The 19,592-nt window shown below is 58.8% G+C and carries 16 protein-coding genes; 11 read left to right on the top strand and 5 right to left on the bottom strand.

All coding sequences use genetic code 11. The annotated features are described in order from the left end of the window. The first annotated feature begins 124 nt into the window (after positions 1-124). Entirely contained in the window at positions 125-1,417 is a 1,293-nt protein-coding gene (gene rhaI / locus DQ393_RS13895) for an L-rhamnose catabolism isomerase (RefSeq protein ID WP_112342354.1), read from the top strand. Positions 1,418-1,475: 58 nt separating this feature from the next. Here the strand turns inward: rhaI and ggt are convergent, their stop codons facing one another. Beyond that, positions 1,476-3,065, bottom strand: coding sequence for a gamma-glutamyltransferase (gene ggt / locus DQ393_RS13890; RefSeq protein ID WP_112342498.1), 1,590 nt, complete (start codon positions 3,063-3,065; stop codon positions 1,476-1,478). Between the two features lie 324 nt (positions 3,066-3,389). On the opposite strand from ggt, the gene DQ393_RS13885 reads away from it, so the two are divergent. Further along, on the top strand, positions 3,390-4,184 hold the full coding sequence (locus tag DQ393_RS13885) for an HpcH/HpaI aldolase family protein (RefSeq protein WP_112342353.1): 795 nt from the start codon (positions 3,390-3,392) through the stop codon (positions 4,182-4,184). A 243-nt stretch (positions 4,185-4,427) separates the two neighbouring features. Here DQ393_RS13885 and DQ393_RS33425 read toward each other — a convergent pair whose 3' ends face one another. Continuing rightward, positions 4,428-4,574 carry a hypothetical protein gene (locus tag DQ393_RS33425; RefSeq protein ID WP_169643742.1) on the bottom strand — a complete coding sequence of 49 codons (147 nt, stop codon included), beginning with the start codon at positions 4,572-4,574 and terminating at the stop codon, positions 4,428-4,430. A gap of 245 nt (positions 4,575-4,819) precedes the next feature. Here DQ393_RS33425 and DQ393_RS13880 point away from each other — a divergent pair, with 245 nt between their 5' ends. The 7 genes from DQ393_RS13880 (at position 4,820) to DQ393_RS13850 (ending at position 12,644) form a co-directional block, all read left to right on the top strand. Continuing rightward, entirely contained in the window at positions 4,820-5,866 is a 1,047-nt protein-coding gene (locus DQ393_RS13880) for a LacI family transcriptional regulator (protein WP_181592349.1), read from the top strand. 245 nt (positions 5,867-6,111) lie between these two features. Continuing rightward, on the top strand, positions 6,112-7,041 hold the full coding sequence (locus DQ393_RS13875) for a sugar phosphate isomerase/epimerase family protein (protein WP_181592348.1): 930 nt from the start codon (positions 6,112-6,114) through the stop codon (positions 7,039-7,041). A 13-nt stretch (positions 7,042-7,054) separates the two neighbouring features. After that, entirely contained in the window at positions 7,055-8,176 is a 1,122-nt protein-coding gene (locus tag DQ393_RS13870; RefSeq protein WP_112342350.1) for a Gfo/Idh/MocA family protein, read from the top strand. Between the two features lie 210 nt (positions 8,177-8,386). Then, positions 8,387-9,634 carry an ABC transporter substrate-binding protein gene (locus DQ393_RS13865; RefSeq protein WP_245430352.1) on the top strand — a complete coding sequence of 416 codons (1,248 nt, stop codon included), beginning with the start codon at positions 8,387-8,389 and terminating at the stop codon, positions 9,632-9,634. A 74-nt stretch (positions 9,635-9,708) separates the two neighbouring features. Continuing rightward, positions 9,709-10,647, top strand: a complete 939-nt coding sequence (locus DQ393_RS13860) for a carbohydrate ABC transporter permease (protein ID WP_112342349.1) — start codon at positions 9,709-9,711, stop codon at positions 10,645-10,647. 5 nt (positions 10,648-10,652) lie between these two features. Next, a complete protein-coding gene (locus DQ393_RS13855) occupies positions 10,653-11,555 on the top strand; it encodes a carbohydrate ABC transporter permease (RefSeq protein WP_210209422.1) in 903 nt (300 codons plus the stop codon). Positions 11,556-11,558: 3 nt separating this feature from the next. After that, a complete protein-coding gene (locus DQ393_RS13850; RefSeq protein ID WP_112342347.1) occupies positions 11,559-12,644 on the top strand; it encodes an ABC transporter ATP-binding protein in 1,086 nt (361 codons plus the stop codon). A gap of 41 nt (positions 12,645-12,685) precedes the next feature. On the opposite strand, the gene DQ393_RS13845 is transcribed toward DQ393_RS13850, so the two are convergent. From DQ393_RS13845 to serA, 3 genes are all read right to left on the bottom strand, one after another. Further along, on the bottom strand, positions 12,686-13,747 hold the full coding sequence (locus tag DQ393_RS13845; protein WP_112342346.1) for a class I SAM-dependent methyltransferase: 1,062 nt from the start codon (positions 13,745-13,747) through the stop codon (positions 12,686-12,688). A gap of 181 nt (positions 13,748-13,928) precedes the next feature. Further along, entirely contained in the window at positions 13,929-14,480 is a 552-nt protein-coding gene (locus DQ393_RS13840) for a glutathione peroxidase (protein ID WP_112342345.1), read from the bottom strand. A gap of 182 nt (positions 14,481-14,662) precedes the next feature. Next, entirely contained in the window at positions 14,663-15,901 is a 1,239-nt protein-coding gene (serA, locus tag DQ393_RS13835; protein ID WP_112342344.1) for a phosphoglycerate dehydrogenase, read from the bottom strand. A gap of 651 nt (positions 15,902-16,552) precedes the next feature. Here serA and DQ393_RS13830 point away from each other — a divergent pair. Continuing rightward, entirely contained in the window at positions 16,553-17,398 is an 846-nt protein-coding gene (locus tag DQ393_RS13830) for an HD-GYP domain-containing protein (protein WP_181592347.1), read from the top strand. A 487-nt stretch (positions 17,399-17,885) separates the two neighbouring features. Then, entirely contained in the window at positions 17,886-19,589 is a 1,704-nt protein-coding gene (locus DQ393_RS13825) for a putative bifunctional diguanylate cyclase/phosphodiesterase (RefSeq protein WP_112342342.1), read from the top strand. The last annotated feature ends 3 nt before the right edge of the window (positions 19,590-19,592 follow it).

The raw sequence follows: 19,592 nt of genomic DNA, 5'->3' as shown, positions 1-19,592 counted from the left end.
GATGGTCGTCGCTTCGCTCCTTACCCCCTCATCTGCCCGTTGGGCATCTTCTCCCCGCGGGGGAGAAGAGGGAATAAGCTGATCGAGACGCTGATATTTTGAGTGACGTACATGGGAGGAAAGAATGGCCGAGTTTAGAATTGCGCCCGATCTGGTCGCTGCAGAAAACGACAAGCGCGCCGCCGCGCTGAAATCCGATTATGAGGCGCTCGGCGCCACGCTCGCCCGCCGCGGCATCGATATCGAAGCCGTCACCAAAAAAGTTTCTGAATTCTTCGTTGCCGTTCCGTCCTGGGGCGTTGGCACCGGCGGCACGCGCTTTGCCCGTTTCCCGGGCACCGGCGAGCCACGCGGCATCTTCGACAAGCTCGATGATTGCGCCGTCATTCAGCAGCTGACGCGGGCAACACCAAGGGTTTCGCTGCACATTCCCTGGGACAAGGCCGATGCGAGGGAATTGAAGGCGAAAGGCGATGCACTCGGCCTCGGCTTTGACGCCATGAACTCCAACACCTTTTCCGATGCGCCCGGTCAGGCCCATTCCTACAAGTTCGGTTCGCTGAGCCACGTCGATGCTGCGACCCGCGCCCAGGCTGTCGAACACAATATCGAATGCATCGAGATCGGCAAGGCGCTCGGCTCGAAGGCGCTGACGGTGTGGATCGGCGACGGCTCGAACTTCCCGGGACAGACCAATTTCACCAAGGCCTTCGAGCGCTATCTCGCCGCCATGGCCGACATCTACAAGGCACTGCCGGATGACTGGCGGCTGTTTTCAGAGCACAAGATGTACGAGCCGGCCTTCTATTCTACGGTCGTACAGGACTGGGGCACCAACTATCTGGTCGCGCAGACCCTCGGCCCCAAGGCGCAGTGCCTCGTCGATCTCGGTCACCACGCGCCGAATACCAATATCGAAATGATCGTCGCGCGCCTCATCCAATTCGGCAAGCTCGGCGGTTTCCATTTCAACGATTCCAAGTATGGCGACGACGATCTCGATGCCGGCGCCATCGAGCCCTACCGCCTGTTCCTCGTCTTCAACGAACTGGTCGATGCCGAGCGGCGCGGGGTCAACGACTTCAATCCGGCGCATATGATCGACCAGTCGCATAACGTTACGGACCCGATCGAAAGCCTGATTTCCAGTGCCAACGAGATTCGTCGCGCCTACGCACAGGCGCTGATTGTCGATCGTAAGGCACTGGACGGCTATCAGGATGCGAATGACGCGCTGATGGCGTCGGAAACGCTGAAGCGCGCCTATCGCGCCGATGTCGAGCCGATCCTGGCCGAAGCTCGCCGCCGCGCCGGCGGCGCCATCGATCCGGTCGCCACCTACAGGGCGAGCGGCTATCGCCGCAAGGTTGCCAGCGAACGTCCGGCATCCGTTGCCGGCGGTGGCGGGATCATCTGACGCCCCCGGTAATTCCGGCGGATGGGCGACCTCATGCCCTCCGCCGAAAGTGCTTTGCTCAATAACCGAGCGCCATGCCATCCTTGCGGTGGTCGGATGCGCCGAGCAGGATGCCGCGCTCGTGATCGATCATGATTGCCTGCGCGCCGCCGATCGGTTCATCCGCCCAGTCGACGGTGTGGCCGCGCCGCTCCAGATCCCGCCTGGTTTCCTCCGATATGGTCGGCTCGAGCGAGAGCTTGCCGCCGAAACAGAAGCTGCGCGGTTGGTCGCTCGCCTGCTGCGGATCGAGATCGCGATCGAGGATCTGGGTGAGCATATGGGCATGGCCGGCTGCCTGATATTGTCCACCCATGACGCCGAAACTCATGCGCACCTTGCCACCTTCCATCAGCATTGCCGGAATGATCGTATGGAAGGGCAGCTTGCCGGGACCGATGGCGTTCGGGTGGCCCGGTTTGACGACGAAGCCGGCCCCGCGGTTCTGTAGCAAGACGCCCGAGCGAGGCGCATAGATGCCGCTGCCGAAAGCCATGAACACGGAATTGATGAGGGAAATGGAGTTGCCGTCCCGATCGACGACGGAGACATAGACCGTGTCGCGATGTGTCGGTCCGTCCCAGATCTTGGTGTCGGCGGCACGCTCGAGGCTGATCTTCGCCCGCATGGCGGCGACCGATCGATCGGACAGCAATTCGTCGATGTCGAAAGTGAGATGGTCGGGATCGCAGATCAGTTGGTCGCGCATGGCGTAACCGGCCTTGGTCGCTTCGGCATGCAGGTGGATGCGGTCGGCTTCGGAAAGCTTGGGATCGCGAAGGTCGAAGCCGTCGAGAATGCGGGTGATCAGCAGCGCCGCCAGGCCCTGGCCGTTCGGCGGGCATTCCAAAAGGTCCCGGCCACGGAACTTGCCGGAAATAGGCTTCGTGTCGAAAGCCTTGTAGTCCGCGAAGTCGCTTTCCGCGTGCAGGCCGCCCAGCGATTGAAGAAGCGCAGTGATCTCCTCGGCCACCGGGCCGCGGTAGAATGCGTTCCGACCATCTCTGGCGACGGCTCTGAGGGTGGCGGCAAGCGCCGGGTTGGCAATACGGTCGCCGGTGCGCGGCGCCTTGCCGTTCGGCAGGAAATAGGCAGCCGCTTGCGGATATTTGGCCACACGATAACTGTAGCGGCGCCAATCGAGTTCGACGCGCGGCGTGACGCAATAGCCGTCTTCCGCAGCCGCGATTGCAGGGGCCAGAACGCGATCCATGCCCAGCCGGCCATAGGAGCCAATCAGCCGGCACCATGCATCGATCGCGCCGGGAATGGTAACGGCATGCGGGCTGTCGTCCGGGATGGCACTAAAGCCCTTATCGAGGAAATAGTCGAGATTTGCCTTCTTCGGTGCACGGCCCGAGCCGTTCAGCCCGACCGGCGTACCGCCGCCAGCGCTGTAAAGCGCGAAGCAATCGCCACCTATACCCGTCATGTGCGGGTCGATGACGGACTGCAGTGCGACTGCGGCGACTGCAGCGTCCACGGCATTGCCACCGGCTCGCAGAATGTCGACGGCGGCAAGTGTAGCCAGTGGATGCGAAGTTGCCGCCATGCCTTTGTCGGAGATCGCGACAGATCGGCCTGGCTTGAAAAAATCTCGCTGCTGCATGGTTTCGATGCTCTCCATGTGTCCCGCCCCCATCCGTCTGCGATGCGGCGTCGTTAGTGTTTTACGGTGTTTTGGCGGTCATGGAAGAGATGAACTGGCCGAGTGGTGATTTTCGGTTGCGTGCTGCCGCATATGAGGTGGCGCTGAGTGCCCAAGCGGCGAAGGCCCCGTTCTTCCGATTCTCGCGCAGCAGGCGATCACTTTCGAGTGGTCCGACAGCGGGAATTGAGTATTGTCGAGGGCAGCGATGCGGTTGATTCATGATTGGGTGATCGGCCGATGTCTCGAAGGACAGAGCCTGTTCTGGATAGGTGAGGAAAGACGATGACGATTGACATTAACGGTTTTGCCGGACGCCTGAAGCGCCGCGAAAATGGCGGCATGATCTCCGGCTGGGTCGGTATTCCCGACGCGATGCTCGTCAACCATCTGGCGCAGGAAGATTTCGATACGCTCGTCCTGGATATGCAGCACGGCATGTGGGATATGGCTTCCGCCGCAAATGGCATTGCGCATGTCCGGCTTGCCGGCAAGCCGGCAATTGCCCGCATTCCGGTCGGCGACTTCGCATCGGCATCGCGGCTTCTGGACGCCGGGGCCTCCGCCATTATCGCGCCGATGATCAATTCCGCAGATGACGCACGCGCCCTGGTGAAGGCGACCAAATATCCGCCGCTCGGCGAGCGCAGCTGGGGCCCCTCGCTTGCTCTCAATCATTTCGCCATTTCCGCGGAAGACTATCTGCAGAGCGCCAACAGCCTGACCGTTACCATCGCGATGGTCGAAACCCGGACAGCGCTCGACGCGATCGACGAGATTCTTGCCGTTGATGGTATCGACGGCATCTTCATCGGCCCATCGGATCTTTCCATCGCGCTTTCGAATGGTGCCCGGCTTGCGCCCGAGAGTGCTGCGATCGACCAGGCGCTTTCAACCGCGCTCGCGCGCTGCCGCGCCCATGGCAAGATCGTCTGCGCCTTTGGCGGCGACGGCGATCGCGCCGGGCAATATTTGAAGCTCGGCCTCGATCTGGTCATTGCCGGTACGGAAACGGCGCAGCTGCGGGCAGGTGCCCGCACGGCCATCCAGGCTGCGCGCAAGATCGCGGACCAGAGCTGACGCCTTACAGACCTGACCAAGATGGTTCCGGTTAAGCCGATGCTCACTCCGTGATATTGAACGATGGTTTTGGATCTGCTGCCATCAAGGCGCCGGCGGATCCAGGCATTCAGAATGCTGGGCGGCGAACGTTGAAGCAATTCCGGAAAACTGCACAAACGGCTTTCGGTCCGGAATTGCGAGACAACAAAGAGATAGAGCGGTTTGGCAGTTCCGTGAAACGGTGAACTGCTCCAGCCTCCGTTAGTTTACGAGCTTTACGAAGCAGGGATTATACGACTCTTCGCCACAGCTGCCGCGGGCTTTCGCCGGCGTGATCGTGTTTTGAATGGCGATGGCGACAAGCGATACGGCAATGATCGTCAAAACAGTTCTCGTATATTTATCCATGAGATTCCCCGGTGATAGAAGGATGAAACATACGCAGCTTAAAATTGATTTTCTGAACGTCGCCTGAATATCGATGCTTAGGGTTGTATTCTGATGTGCGTGACGAGTCTCGGAATGACGGTGCACGCACGCATTTCCCTCCCCCACATTGAGCGCAGCCCGTGCTTGCATCCTCGTCGGGCTGCAGGCATTCTCGCGCCGATATGACGGAGCGGAATGATTTGCCGAAAGTGCAGGAACTGGCGATGGGACGCGGTTTGCGGCGGGAGGCGGGCCAGCGCGTGACCCTGCGGACGGTTGCGACCGCTCTCGGCCTGTCCGTCACGACCGTCAGCCGCGCCTTGAAGGAAGGCCCCGAGGTCAATCGGGAAACGATCGAGCTGGTCAAGCGGGCGGCAAGCGAGCTCGGCTATCGTCCCAATCTCGGTGGCGTCAATCTTCGCACCGGCAAGACCCATGCCATCGGTATCGTGCTGCCTTTCGGGCGCGAGGGCGAGATGAACATTGTCGTCGCCTCGCTGATCGAGGGCGCCTCGCGCTACATGAAGGCGCGCGGTTATCGGACCACGATCGCACCGCAACTGCAGGCCGATGATCCCTTGGCGACGGTGCGTGATATCGTCGAAGAAGGATCGGTCGACGGTATCGTCATCACGCATACGACCCCGCAGGACGACCGCGTCAAATATCTGCTCGAGGTCGGCATGCCCTTTGTCACTTTCGGCCGTACCGAACTCTTGAGCGTTCATCCGAGCATCGACCTCGACCATGAGGTGATCGGCGCGGAGGCGGCGCGCCTGCTTCTGGATGCCGGGCACCATATGCCGCTGCTGATCGCGCCCAGCCATCAATTCACTTACAGCCTGCAATTCGTTCGCGGCTGGCGCAGGACCTTTGCGGAACGCCATCTCAATGTTCCGGACGATTGCATTCATTTTACCTCCGCGACCCCCGACAATGGTCGCGAGATGGCAAAGCGCATAGCCGTGCAGAAACCTGAAGCGAGCGCCGCTTTCGTCGCGAGCGAGGAAGCGGCGCTCGGGTTCCTCGCCGGCCTGCGCGACGCCGGACGACAGGCCGGCAAGGACTTCGCTCTGATCACTTACGGCGGCACGGCGCTGCCGGACTTTTTCAATCCGCCGCTCAGCACGTTCCACTATTCGAACCATGCCATAGGCGAGCGTTTGGCCGCCTTTCTGCATCGGGCGATCGCCGGCGAAGATTCGGCCGATCTGCGCGAAGTCGTCCGTGCCGCCTTCGTCGATCATCAGAGCCAGGCCCGCCACGGTTAAACAATGACGCAGCGCGAATATGAGCGAATTTCCGGAAAGTATTCGTAACGTTACGAATCCGCCTATTCTTCCTGAATTCGCTGCGACGCGCCAGAAAATATCGAGTTGACAGATGTCCCTTTTTCGTGATCGTAACGTTACGAATGACGAGAACGCGGGCTGGGAGGCTTGCGGGCAAGTCGTTTCGGCAATGCTGCGGAGCTACCGTGTACAGGTGGCCGCATTCCGAGGCGGAGGAGGATGACATGAGCGGAAACTCGCTTTTTTTCGGATCGCCAATTTGGACCTTCAATTGGAATCCGCCCTATCAGGCGCCGCTCCGGCGGCTTGCCCGCACCGGCTGCAAGGGGTTCGAGCTGACGGCATGGTCGGTGGACATGCTGAGCTACTATACGCCCGAAACCATTGGTGAATTGAAGACGATCGCCGACGGGGAGGGGCTGATTCTCACCAATTTCTTCTTCAATCTGCCGTTCAACCGCGCCGCAAACGCCGCCGTCTCGACCGTCGATCTCAATGGCTACAAGCGCGGGATGGATGTCGCCGCTGCCATCGGCACGCCGGTCGTGACAAGCATGACGCCCTATCCGTTTCAGTCCGAGGTCAAGCCGATCCTGCAGCGGCCGATTTCGCAGGAATGGAGTGCGGCGGTCGAGCAGCAATGGGATTGGACAGGCGAATATGACGCCGTCGTCGAAGGTTTCGCCAGAGCCTGCGAAATTGCCGCCTCCGCCAATCTCGGGGTTGCGATCGAGCCGCACCCGTATCGCTGGGTCAGTTCCGGTCAGGGCATGCTGCGCCTGATCGAGCGCACCGGCGCTGCCAATCTCGGCCTGAATTTCGACCCGAGCCATCTCTTTCCGGCCGGCGACATGCCGCATTACGTCGTGCTGGCACTCGGTGATCGCATCTTCAATACGCATTTTTCCGACAACGAGGGTCATACCAACGCCCATTGGCGGCCGGGACGCGGCAAGATCGACTGGAAGGCGATCTTCGCGGCACTTCGGACCATCGGCTATTCCGGCCCGATCACTCTGGAGTTGGAAGATGCGCCTGGGGCCTCGCACTGGACGCATTTTCGCGAAGCGACGGCAGAATTCGACGACGAGATGCGCCGCGGCATGAGCTATCTGCGCACCGCTGCCGCAGAGCTTGATATCACCATTTCGTAAGAGGCAAATCCCAATGAGCAACGAGCCCATGAAAGTCGGCATCGTCGGCGCCGGCAATATCAGCGCCACCTATGTCGCGACCCTGCACATGTTCGATTTCATCCGCGTGAAATCGGTCTACGATCTCTACGACGCATCGGCGCGCAAACTCGCCGAGCAGTTCGGCATCGAAGCCGTGGCGCTCGATACGATGCTTTCCGACCCGGAAATCGGCCTGATCATCAACCTGACGACGCCGGTCTCGCATTATGCCATCAGCAAAAAGGCCCTGCTTGCCGGCAAGCATGTCTATTCGGAAAAGCCGCTCGGCATTTCCATGGCCGAAGCGGAAGACCTGATGGCGATCGCGCGGGCAGGGGATCTGCGGCTTGGCTGTGCCCCCGACACCTTCCTCGGCGGCGGCCATCAGCTGACGCGCCGGCTGCTCGACGAAGGGCGCATCGGCAAGACGATCTCGGCAACGGCAATGCTGCTTTTGCCTGGCCACGAGCACTGGCACCCCAATCCCGCCTTCTTCTATGGTCGTGGCGGCGGTCCGATGCTTGATGTCGGCCCCTATTACGTCACCAACCTGATCGCACTGCTCGGCCCGGTGCGCGAGGTCTTCGGCACGGCGAAGATCACTCGTATCGAACGTACGGTGAAGACCGATCCGCATCGCGGCGAGACGATCAAGGTCTTGGTGCCGACGCATCTGACCGGCGTGATGGAATTCCATAGCGGTGCGACCGTCACTATCGCCACCAGCTTCGACGTTATCAAGCACAGGCACAATCAGATCGAGCTTTACGGCTCCGAAGGCACCATGGTGACGCCGGATCCGAACAATTTCACCGGCAAGGTCGAAATATTCCGCGATGGGGACGATGCATGGCGGGAGATTCCGGTCGATCATCCCTACACCGAAGGTATGCCCGGCCATCTCGGCCTGCGCGGATTGGGCGCGGCCGAAATGGTGGATTCCCTTCGCTCGGGGCGCCGACATCGGGTATCGTCGGAACTGGCCTTCCACGCATTGGAAGTCATGACGGCTTTCGAACGTTCTGCCCAATCACGCGGCGTGGTTGCAATTCATAGCAGTTGCGGCCGCCCGGATCCGATAGCGCGCACAATTAATGAGGGACGTTTCGCCTAGGCTGCGCTATAGAGTTCAGGAAAATGCGGTCCTTTCGGGTTGCAGGCTTGACGAAGGGGCAATGCCAGAGGAAGCATTGACCACTTGCCGCTGGGAACGGAGGCCCGGCGGCGCGGTTTTGGAGGATCGTTGAATTCGGCACCCGATGTCTGTGGACGGCAGCGGCTGAACACAGGCGTTGGGAGAACGCTATCAAAGGAGGAGGAACGCATGCGCAAATTGATGATGACATTGGTCGGCGCCACGGCGCTGGCTGCAGCGAGCGTGACCGGTGCTCTGGCCGAAGGCAAGAAAGCTGAAGTCCTGCATTGGTGGACTTCGGGCGGTGAGGCCGCAGCCGTGAAGGAATTGGCCAAGGCCTTCAACGCCGCCGGCGGCGAATGGGTGGATACCGCCATTGCCGGATCCGGCTCGACCGCCCGTCCGATCGGCATCAACCGCATCATCGGCGGTAACCCGCCGACGGCCATGCAGTTCAATACCGGTACGCAGATGAACGAATTGGCCCAGCAAGGCCTTCTGCGCCCGCTCGACGATCTCGCCAAGGAGCAGGATTGGAAATCGGTTCTGACGCCGTCCTTCTATCAGGCCATCCAATTTCAAGACCATATCTACGGCGCGCCGATCAACGACCACGGCCAGAACTGGGTCTTTTATTCCAAGGCCGTCTTCACCAAGGCCGGTGTAACGGAAGAGCCGAAGACCTGGGACGAAATGTTTGCCGCGCTCGACAAGATCAAGGCGGCCGGCCTGATCCCGATTGCCGTCGGCGGCCAGCCCTGGCAGCTGCAATCGATGTTCAATGCCATCCTGCTCGGAGAAGGCGGCAAGGATCTCTACGCCAAGGTCTGGAAGGATCTCGATACGGATGCGGTCAAGTCCGACAAATTCAAGCATGTGGCGGAGGTCTTCGCCAAGCTGCGCAACTATCAGGATCCTGGCAGCCCGAACCGTGATTGGAACGTCGCGACCGGCATGCTGATCGACGGCAAGGCCGGCATTCAGTTCATGGGCGACTGGGCCAAGGGCGAGTTCATCCATGCCGGCCTTGTGGCCGACAAGGATTTCGGCTGCATCCTTGGGCCGGGTGAATCCAACTTCATGATGGGCGGCGACATCTTCGTCTTCCCTGTCCTGAAGGACAAGACCGCCACCGACGCTCAGACGTTGCTGGCGACGGTCATCATGTCGAAGGAAGGCCAGCTTGCCTTCAATTCCAAGAAGGGTTCCGTGCCGGTGCGCCTCGACGTCGATACGTCGAAGCTCGATGCCTGCGCCCAGAAGGGCCTGACTGCGCTCAAGGATCCGAGCCGCCAGATCCTCGCGCCGGATGTGCTCACCGCTCAGGATATCGTCCAGACGGAACAGGATCTGGTCGCCCAGTACTGGACGACGCCAAGCATGACGGCCGACCAGTTCGCCGAGCAGTTTGCGCAGGTGATTGAACAGGCGAAGTAAGCTTCGATCGACATCCATGCGGCGGCGGGCATCCCTGCCGCCGGCTTCCATGAATGCTGAGGAGGAGCGCGCCCATGAGCACCCCAGACACGAGTGCCGCCGCCGCACCAGCGGCCGCCAGGCCTGCGAGCGTCAGCCGCAGGAAGATGCATTTTTCGCCCTATGTGGCCCTGTTCCCGGCTTTCGCCATCGTGCTTCTCGCCTATGTCGTCACGGTCGTCTGGAACATCTGGATATCATTCACGGACAGCAAGGTGCTGCCGGTCAACATTTTCGTCGGCACGAAGCAGTATGAGCGGTTGTTTTCGACGGCGCGCTGGCTGCTGTCGCTGCAGAACGTCGTCCTCTTTGGCATTCTGTTCATTGCCGGCTGCCTGATCCTCGGCTTTCTGCTGGCGGTCGCGCTCGATCAGAAGGTGCGTTTCGAAAATACCTTCCGGACGATCTTTCTCTATCCCTTCGCCATGTCCTTCATCGTGACGGGGCTGGTCTGGCAGTGGATCATGAATCCGACGCTCGGCCTGCAGAAGGTTGCCGACAGCATCGGCTTCACCTGGTTCCGCTTCGACTGGATCGTCCAGAGCGATCTTGCCCTTTACGTCATCGTGCTTGCCGGCATCTGGCAATCATCCGGTCTTGTCATGGCGATCATGCTGGCCGGCCTGCGCGGTGTTGACCGCGAATTGTGGAAGGCGACGCGTATCGACGGCGTACCGAGCTGGCGCGTCTATCTGCACATCGTCATCCCGATCCTCAGGCCGACCATCATCACTGCCAGCGTGCTTCTGGCGATTGCCGTCGTCAGGGTCTACGAACTCGTGCTGGCGACCACCGGCGGCGGTCCGGGGATCTCGACCGAAGTGCCCGGGAAATTCATCATGGATTACCTCTTCGGGCGCGGCAATATCGGCCTTGCGACCGGGGCATCGACCGTGATGTTCATCACGGTGGTCATCCTGGTGACGCCCTGGCTCTATTATGAATATTTCCGTGAAAAGCCGAGGGGGAACTGATGACGATGCCATCTTCCGTCACTGGTGCCATGCAGGGTCCGACCGGGCGCAAGCCGCAGCATCTGACCCCTGGACGCATCGGCCTCTATCTCTTTCTCGTCATCGCGGCACTGTTCTTCCTGCTGCCGCTCTATGTGATGCTCGTCACTTCGTTCAAATCCATGCCGGAGATCCGCCAGGGCAATATCTTCGCCTTTCCGCAGATGTGGACGGCGGATGCCTGGGTACAGGCGTGGAGCACCGCCTGCACCGGACTTGAATGCGGTGGCATCAGCGTCGGCTTCTGGAACTCGGTGAAGATCCTGATCCCGAGCATGATCCTGTCGATCCTGATCTCGTCGCTGACCGGTTACGCACTGTCCTTCTGGCGGGTCAGGGGCGCGAACGTGCTCTTTGCCATCCTGCTGCTCGGCGCTTTCATCCCCTATCAGGTGTTCATCTATCCGCTGGTGCTGATCTATCGCGATGTCGGCATCTATTCGACGCTGCCCTGCATCATCATCACCCACACGGTCTTCGGCCTGCCGGTGTTGACGCTCTTATTCCGCAATTATTACTCAAGCCTGCCGATGGAGCTCTTCAAGGCGGCCCGCATCGATGGCGCCGGGCTTTGGCAAATCTTCTTTCGGCTGATGATCCCGATGTCGATCCCGATCCTGGTGGTGGCGGCGATCCTGCAGGTCACGGGCATCTGGAACGACTTCCTTTTCGGCGTCGTTTTCGCCGGCCGGGAAAATTTCCCCATGACCGTGCAGCTCAACAACATCGTCAACTCCACCCAGGGCGAGAAGCTCTACAACGTCAACATGGCGGCGACCATCCTCACCGCCCTGGTGCCGCTGATCGTCTATTTCGGTTCGGGCCGCTGGTTCGTGCGCGGCATCACCGCCGGCGCAGTCAAGGGATAGTTCATGGCCAATGTTTCCATTCGTGAACTTGCAATCGATTTCGGCAGCGTCAGCGTTCTGAAATCGCTCAATCTCGAAATACAATCGGGCGAGTTCATCGTGCTGCTCGGCCCGTCCGGCTGCGGCAAGTCGACCTTGCTCAATGCGATTGCCGGGCTGACCGACATCACCGACGGGCAGATCTGGATCGGCGACAGAAACGTCACCTGGGAAGAGCCGAAGGATCGCGGCATCGGCATGGTATTCCAGTCCTACGCGCTCTATCCGACGATGACGGTGGAGGGGAATCTTTCCTTCGGGCTGCGCATTGCCGGCATGCCGAAAGACGAGATTGCCCATCGTGTCGACCGCGCCGTGCAGATCCTGCAGATCGATCCCTTGCGTAAGCGCCGGCCGGGCGAATTGTCTGGCGGTCAGCGCCAGCGTGTCGCCATCGGTCGCGCGCTCGTGCGCGATGTCGATGTCTTCCTGTTCGACGAGCCGCTCTCCAATCTCGACGCCAAGCTCAGAACCGAGCTGCGCGTCGAGTTGAAGCGCCTGCACAGCGGCCTCGGCTCCACCATGATCTATGTGACGCACGACCAGATCGAGGCGCTGACGCTCGCCGATCGCATCGCCGTCATGAGCGGCGGCGTCATCCAGCAATTCGCCACGCCGAAGGAAATCTACCGGCGCCCGGTCAATCGCTTCGTGGCAGGCTTCGTCGGTTCTCCCTCGATGAACTTCCTGTCCGGGCAGGTGACGAGCAATGGCGGCGTGCCGGCCTTCGCTTTGCCCGACGGCCGCAAGATCGATCTCAACGGCTATGAGTTTTCCGGCACGCCGGGCGAAGGTCGCAAGGCGACGCTCGGCGTGCGGCCCGAGCAGATGCAGTTCCAGCCCGCGGGTAGCCGGGCCGCGAGCCTGCCGGCAATTTTCACCATCGTCGAGCCCATGGGGTCGGACAATCTGATCTGGGGCCAGGTCGGCAGCGAGACGCTGTCGGTGCGCATCGACGCCGACGAGGAGGTCGCGCTCGACCGAGAGCAGCCGGTCTATTTTCAGCCGACGCTCGCGTCGTTGTTCGGAGAAGACGGCCAGCGCCTGTAAGTCGCCGTGCCGCGCGTTCGACCGAGCGCGCGGCAGGATTGTCATGCCCTGACTTCGAAGACCATGTTGAACGGCGTTTCGGTCGCCTTGCGGAAGTGCGAATAGCCCGCATCCATGGCAACCTTGCGCAGTTTCAACTCGCCGGCTTGTGCACCCAGACCCAGCCCGACTTCCTGCGATAGCGAGGCCGGTGTGCAGATCATCGTCGATGCGCCGTAGAAGACGCGGCCGACAGGGTTGAGGTTGTCCTTCAGGCAATCATGCGCGAAGGGCTCGACGATCATCCAGGTGCCATCGTCGGCGAGGCTTTCCTTGACATGTTTGCCGGCGCCGACCGGGTCGCCCATGTCATGCAGGCAATCGAACATCGCCACGAGATCGTATCCGGCAGCCGGGAAATCCTTGGCACTTGCCTGCTCGAACGTGATGCGTCCGTCGACGCCCGCTTCCTTTGCAGCAGCTTGGGCCCGTTCGATCGAGGGCAGATGATAGTCGAAGCCGAAGAAGGTCGAGTTCGGATAGGCCTGCGCCATCAGGATGGTCGAGGCGCCGTGGCCGCAGCCGACATCGGCAACGGCGGCGCCGGCCTGAAGCTTTTCATGCAATCCGTCCAGCGCCGGTATCCATTCCGTAACGAGATGGCTGTTGTAGCCCGGCCGGAAGAACCGCTCCGTGCCACGAAACAGGCAGGCGCTGTGCTCATGCCAGCCGAGGCCGCTGCCGGTTTTGAAGGCATTGGCGATCTTCGGCTCATCCAGCCACATGGATTGAACCACGTCGAAGGCACCATTGAAGAAGGCGGGGCTGCTTTCCTCCGCAAACACCATGGCCTGCTCCGGCGTCAGGTAGAAGCGCTCGGTTTCGTCGTCATAGCTGACATAATCGGCCGCCGCCTGCGCCGACAGCCATTCACGCACATAGCGCTCCTTCACGCCAACCTTGTCGGCAAGCTCCGCCGACGTCATCGGTGTTCCGTCCGCCATGGCCTTGAACAGACCCAGATGATCTCCGAGTGTCACCAGCACACCCGAGACCGCCGCGCCGACATCGCCGACCAGGCGCCCAACCAAGGCATCGAGCTTCTGCATATCAGGTTCGCGCATGACATCCTCCTCCCAGAATTGATGTAGCGTTCCATCCGATATATTCGGAAGCCTCAAAATACTCCTGGGTGAGACAGTAAGCAATGATATGGCGGGATAAAGTAATACTTGCCCCGCTGATGAAGATATAGATTACTTGTTTGAATTAATTGAAGTTTCTTATTGAGGGTGTTGCGATTTTTCAGCCGGCACGCGCCAGTTCTTTTTCCAAAACGGAAATAAAACGCGGATCATCCGCAGTGATATCCGGAGCAAAACGGGCGGCAACCTTGCCATCGCGGCCGATGAGGAATTTTTCGAAATTCCAGACAATGCCGCCGTCTTGCCCGGTTTCAAGGCCGTGTTTCGCCAGCCGTTCACGCATGGGGCCGTCTCCGATCGTCTCGACACCGGAGGCGATCAGGCTGTTATAGAGCGGATGGCGTTCCTCGCCGGTGACGGCAATCTTGGAAAACATCGGAAACTGCACATCGTAGGTCAGAGTGCAGAAGCTCAGTATTTCGTCGTTGCTGCCCGGTTCCTGGCCCTTGAAATCATTGGCGGGGAAGCCGGCGATGACCAGACCTTCGTCGCGTTTCTCCTCATAGAGCTTTTCCAATCCTTCATACTGTACCGTCAGGCCGCATTTGGACGCGACGTTGACGACCAGGATGACCTTGCCGTGAAAGTCGGCAAGCGTCGTATCACTGCCGTCGATTCTCTTTACCGGAATATCGAGCACGCTGTCGGTCATTTCATTCAACTCCAAAATGATTTTGATCACCGTATAATAAGCTGTGACCCTAAGCACACTATACTATCAATGTTTTGCCTCGACGGATTGTCGCATTTGCCGCTGCCATTATCCTGCGTCGCTGCCAGTTGCGCGATAAAACGACGTTGGGACACGTGGAGAATGCCAATGTCAAACCGGTGTCAGTAAACCAATCGAGCTCTTATCGTTCCCGGAATCTGACGAAGCGCCTCAAGTATATCATTCGCTCTCTGGCCAACGCCTTCGGCTTCGACAACCACGTAACCTGTTTCGCCATGCGTCTGCAGGAATTCGCCGACGATGTTCAGTCCGCGCGACGAAAAAATCGTGTTCAAACTGTTTAGGATGCCCGGGCGATTTTCGTGGACATGGATGAAGCGTGTACCGTTTGGACGCGGCGGCAATTGAACCTGGGGAAAGTTGACCGCACCCAGTGTCGAGCCGACATCGGAATATTCGACGAGCTTGCGGGAAACCTCCCTACCAATGCGCTCCTGGGCTTCTTCGGTCGACCCGCCAATATGCGGGGTCAGGATCACGTTATCCAGGCCTTGCAGCGGCGTTTCGAAGCGCTCTTTGTTTGACGCGGGTTCTTTCGGGAACACGTCGACAGCCGCCCCTGCGAGATGTCCCTCTTTCAAAACCTTCGCAAGCGCTTCGAGATCGACCACGGTACCGCGGGAATTATTGATGAAAAAGGCTCCCTTTTTCATTCTGCGCAGCTCGGCCTCAGTTATCATGTTTTGCGTAGAACTGGTTTCCGGAACATGCATCGTCACGAAATCCGAGATTTCGAGGAGTTCGCCGAGCGAAGCCATGGATTCCGAGTTGCCGTGGCGAAGCTTGTCTGAAGGATCAAAATAGCGAACGTTCATGCCCATGCTTTCCGCAAGAACGCTAAGCTGCGAGCCGATGTTGCCATAACCCACGATGCCAAGCGTTTTGCCGCGCATCTCGCGACTGCCTTCAGCTGACTTGTCCCATCCGCCTTGATGAGCGGAAGCCGAACGCGGGAAAATCCGCCTTGTCAGCATGATGATTTCGCCGATGACAAGCTCAGCGACCGACCGCGTATTCGAGTAGGGAGCGTTGAACACAGGGATACCGCGTCGGCGGGCTGCATCCAGATCCACCTGATTTGTTCCCACGGAAAAACAGCCGACGGCCATGAGCTTTTTGGCGGAGCTGAAAATTTCCTCTGTGAGCTGCGTGCGTGAGCGAATTCCGATAATATGCGCTTCGGCTATATGGCTTTTGAGGTCCTTATCATCGAGAGCCTTTGGCAGATGAGTGAGATTGACGTAGCCCGACGATACAAAGTAGTCCACCGCGCTCTGGCTGATCCCTTCCAATAGAAGTACCGAAATCCGATCACGAGGAAGAGAAAGCTGTCTGGTCATGAATTACCTTTGATTGTCGAATTCTATCTGGCAGGTGTCACTCGTCCGCCCAGAGCTCACACCCACGGTCACATGACTTAGCGGCCATCCGACAGGCAGTGCAAGAACAAACTCAAGTCCATCGCCGCTTACTGGCCTGTGCTCTGATCGGTAGCCGGCATGAGGGCCGATCCGTTCATTCAGCTCCGTGATAGACTTGGGAAAATAGCAGAGAGTTCCGCGAAATCCGAAACTGATTGCCGAGAAAGTTGCACAAATCCCATCGGTTAATTTCAAAACCTATCAGTTTATAGGCATATTTCCGAGTTTATATTCGATATATCTCATTAAAATTGCAAAAACTAATAGTATTAAAATACATAACTGTCGATTGAATTCGAATGTCGATCGATGAATTTATAGATCTGATAATATTTCATAAAATACGACGCGACATTGTCGATAATTATTGTTATAGTAAGCGGAATCGCGGACCTATTTCTTGAGAATGATCTTTCTGGCGCATTTTAGAACTTTTATGACTGGCAGGCGGTTCCGGTGATGGAGAAAGTCGGATTACATCAGCTGGATACGAAAAATTTCGCAGGGAAGCGAGAACGCCCTGCGGATGAGGTTTTCAGCGGGATTGACACTATTTCGAGGCAATCTCGCATGGATATCAAGCCGACGGCGCAGCGGGCGACAATATGGGTCGACCGGAGGCAAGATGCGGATAGTGGCGCAGATGTTCTAAAGCCGATGAAGTCAACGGCTCTTGGAATCGATGCCGACTTCCGATTACCCCATCGCACAGAGCAGGTCAGGCTGGCCAGGCAGCTGGTCAAGGAAGCAATACCGGACGTTCGACATCTCTTTAATCGGGCGCGGCGTTATCGCGATATCCAATATGATTCTGCCGGGAGAGTGGTGGGAAAGCTTATGTCGCGGCGGCCGGCCGATGTTGTTGCGTTAATCGGTGCTGAAAAACCCAAGGACGGTCGGGAGGGAACTCTCTTTCATTCGCTGGCCGTAAGCGCATTGGTGATTGCATTCGGCCGCGGTTTGGGATTGAGCGAAGATACGGTCGGCCTTCTCGGTTTCGGCGGATTACTGCACGACATCGGAAAAATGGCTTTGCCAACGAAGCTGTTGGAGGCATCTGGTCCATTGGATACCGCCGAGCTCATGCTTATCCGGACACATCCGGAGTTGGGGCACGAGATTCTCAGGCAAATCAAGAATATACCGAAAGTCGTTTTAGATATTTGTCTTTATCATCACGAGAGGTTCGATGGCTCCGGCTATCCATACGGGCTTGTCGGAGCCGAAATCCCCGAGGCCGCGCGCATCGCTGCAATCTGCGATGTCTACGATGCTCTTACGACCACGAGGCCATATAAGACCGCATGGTCTCCCTATGAAGCAATCGATGCGATGCTCAGATCGACCGGACAGTTCGACCCTGTGCTGTTGAACGCGTTTGTATCTTGGATAACGAGCGACGGCATCACCCAATAGATCAACGGATCGCAGGCATGCAGCGTTGCAGCCGAACGGTGGCTGCGTTCAGCTGCGGCAAATTTGCACCTGCCATTCTTCGCTCGGTAAAGCGCGCGATCCACCTCCGAGAGACAGACAGAGCCGGATCGGCGGTCGTGGCGATGATTTTCGCTAAGTATACGAGACAGGACGCAGGATCTGATGCGGAGAAGATCCGCAACCCGAACTACGTTCAGGCAATAGTACAACCATGTTGTGATCGGTAATGAAACAGGCCGATACTGCCGCCATCCTTTAATCTGTATATGGTGCAGCAGTCATTGCTAAATATGAAGATCTCGTAATATATTCTCTTAAAGCGGTTGCTACGTTCTGGTAAGTTACGACTCACGCCCGGTCGTTCGACGAGACTGCGATTGTTGATGCGAAGGGGCCGATGCGGACACACCAGATCAAACTGGACAATGGCCGGATTTTGCGTGGCCGGCTTGGAGGACGAGGCCCTATGCCCGAGAACCGAGTGGATCGGTCGCAGCGAATTCCATATGGGTCCGAATCCGCCAACGGTTCAGAGGCGATGATTTCGCTTTGGGATCTCGATCTCAAACTGCTCGATTCCTCCAAGAGATTCAAAGAGCATATCGGCCTTGCCTTCCGGAACGAGATGACGCTGTGGGAAGCTTACCCGACTCTTGCAAAACCGGCGTTTGCCGAACTCATTCGTCAGGTCATCGATACCGGTGAGCCCCGCACGATCCGGCTTGACGATCCGAAGCGGCGAAAATGCAGCGTTCTCGTCTCCTCTATCCGCGCGGGGCTTCTGATTGTCGAAAACAACGGCGCAATTACGAAGGATGTCCCGCCATCCGCAGACGATGAAAAAGCGCTGCTTATCCATCAGGCAACGCATGATGTCTTGACCGGATTACCCAATCGCCGTCAATTCAGCTCGGCACTGGCGCAACTGTTTCCGGTGAGCGGCAAGATCGGGCCGGTGCTGATGCAGCTCGATCTGGACGATTTCAAGCCCGTCAATGACACGCTTGGCCATGGCGCCGGCGACATCGTGCTGAAACTCGCCGCCGAAAGAATCAAGGATGCGCTCGGCCGGGGCGGAACGGTCTACCGTCTCGCCGGCGATGAGTTCGCCATAATCCAGGCCGGCACGCAACGGACCCTCGAGGCAGAAAAACTGGCGGAAGCGCTGGTTGCGGAGTTCAAGAAGCCGTTCACGGTCAACGGCATCTCTGTCTTCGTCGGGGTCAGCGTCGGGATCGCAATTGCGCCGCGCGACGGCAATGAGGGGGAGCAGCTGATGAAGGCTGCCGATGTCGCCCTTTATGCCGCCAAGCAAGAGGGACGCCGGCGTGCGCGAACTTTCGATCCGGCCATGCTGATCGTGGTCGAGCAAAGGGAGCTGCTGCGGCGCAGCCTGCGCGTGGCGCTGCAGCGCGACGAGTTCTTCATCGAATATCAGCCGCTGGTGAAGCCTCCGTCCAATGTGGTCGGTTTCGAGGCGTTGCTGCGCTGGCGGCATCCAACCCTCGGAGTCATTCCCCCGGCGGCTTTCATTCCCATGGCCGAAGCCGATGGCCTCATGCGGGACATTGGTCAGTGGATGCTGGAGGAAGCCTGCCGCGAGGCCCTGGCATGGCCGGCGCACTATACGCTTGCGGTCAATCTTTCTCCGGCGGAGTTCCTGACGCCGGGCCTGACCGATCGCATCTCTCAAACGCTCGATATCGTCGGATTTCCAGCCGAGCGCCTGGAGCTGGAAATCACCGAAGGCGTGCTTCTCGAGCGGACGACCAACAATCTCGACACGCTGAACACGCTCAACGTGCTCGGCATTCAGATTTCCCTCGATGATTTCGGCACGGAATATTCTTCGCTCAGCTACCTCAAGAATTTTCCCTTCGATACGATCAAGATCGATCGCTATTTCATCAGGGATCTTCTGCAGGATACCAAAGGGCAAACCATTGTACGCTCCGTGATCGGCCTCGCTCATGGCCTGGACATGCAGGTGACCGCGGAGGGTGTCGAAACGCAGCAGCAGGCAGTCTGGCTCCAGAAGGAGGGCTGCGATCGCCTGCAGGGCTACGGCATCAGCCCTCCGCTCGGCGCGGACAAGCTTGATGATTTCATAAGGCAGGGCGCGCGCACTCAATCCATCGCGACATTCGGGGAATTTCACGCCAGCCCGTGAATT

The organism is Martinezella tropici, from assembly GCF_003287875.1.
Taxonomy (GTDB): Bacteria; Pseudomonadota; Alphaproteobacteria; order Rhizobiales; family Rhizobiaceae; genus Rhizobium; species Rhizobium tropici_C.
Note: the sequence above shows the minus strand (reverse complement) of the source record. Positions and strands in the feature narration are given on the sequence as shown.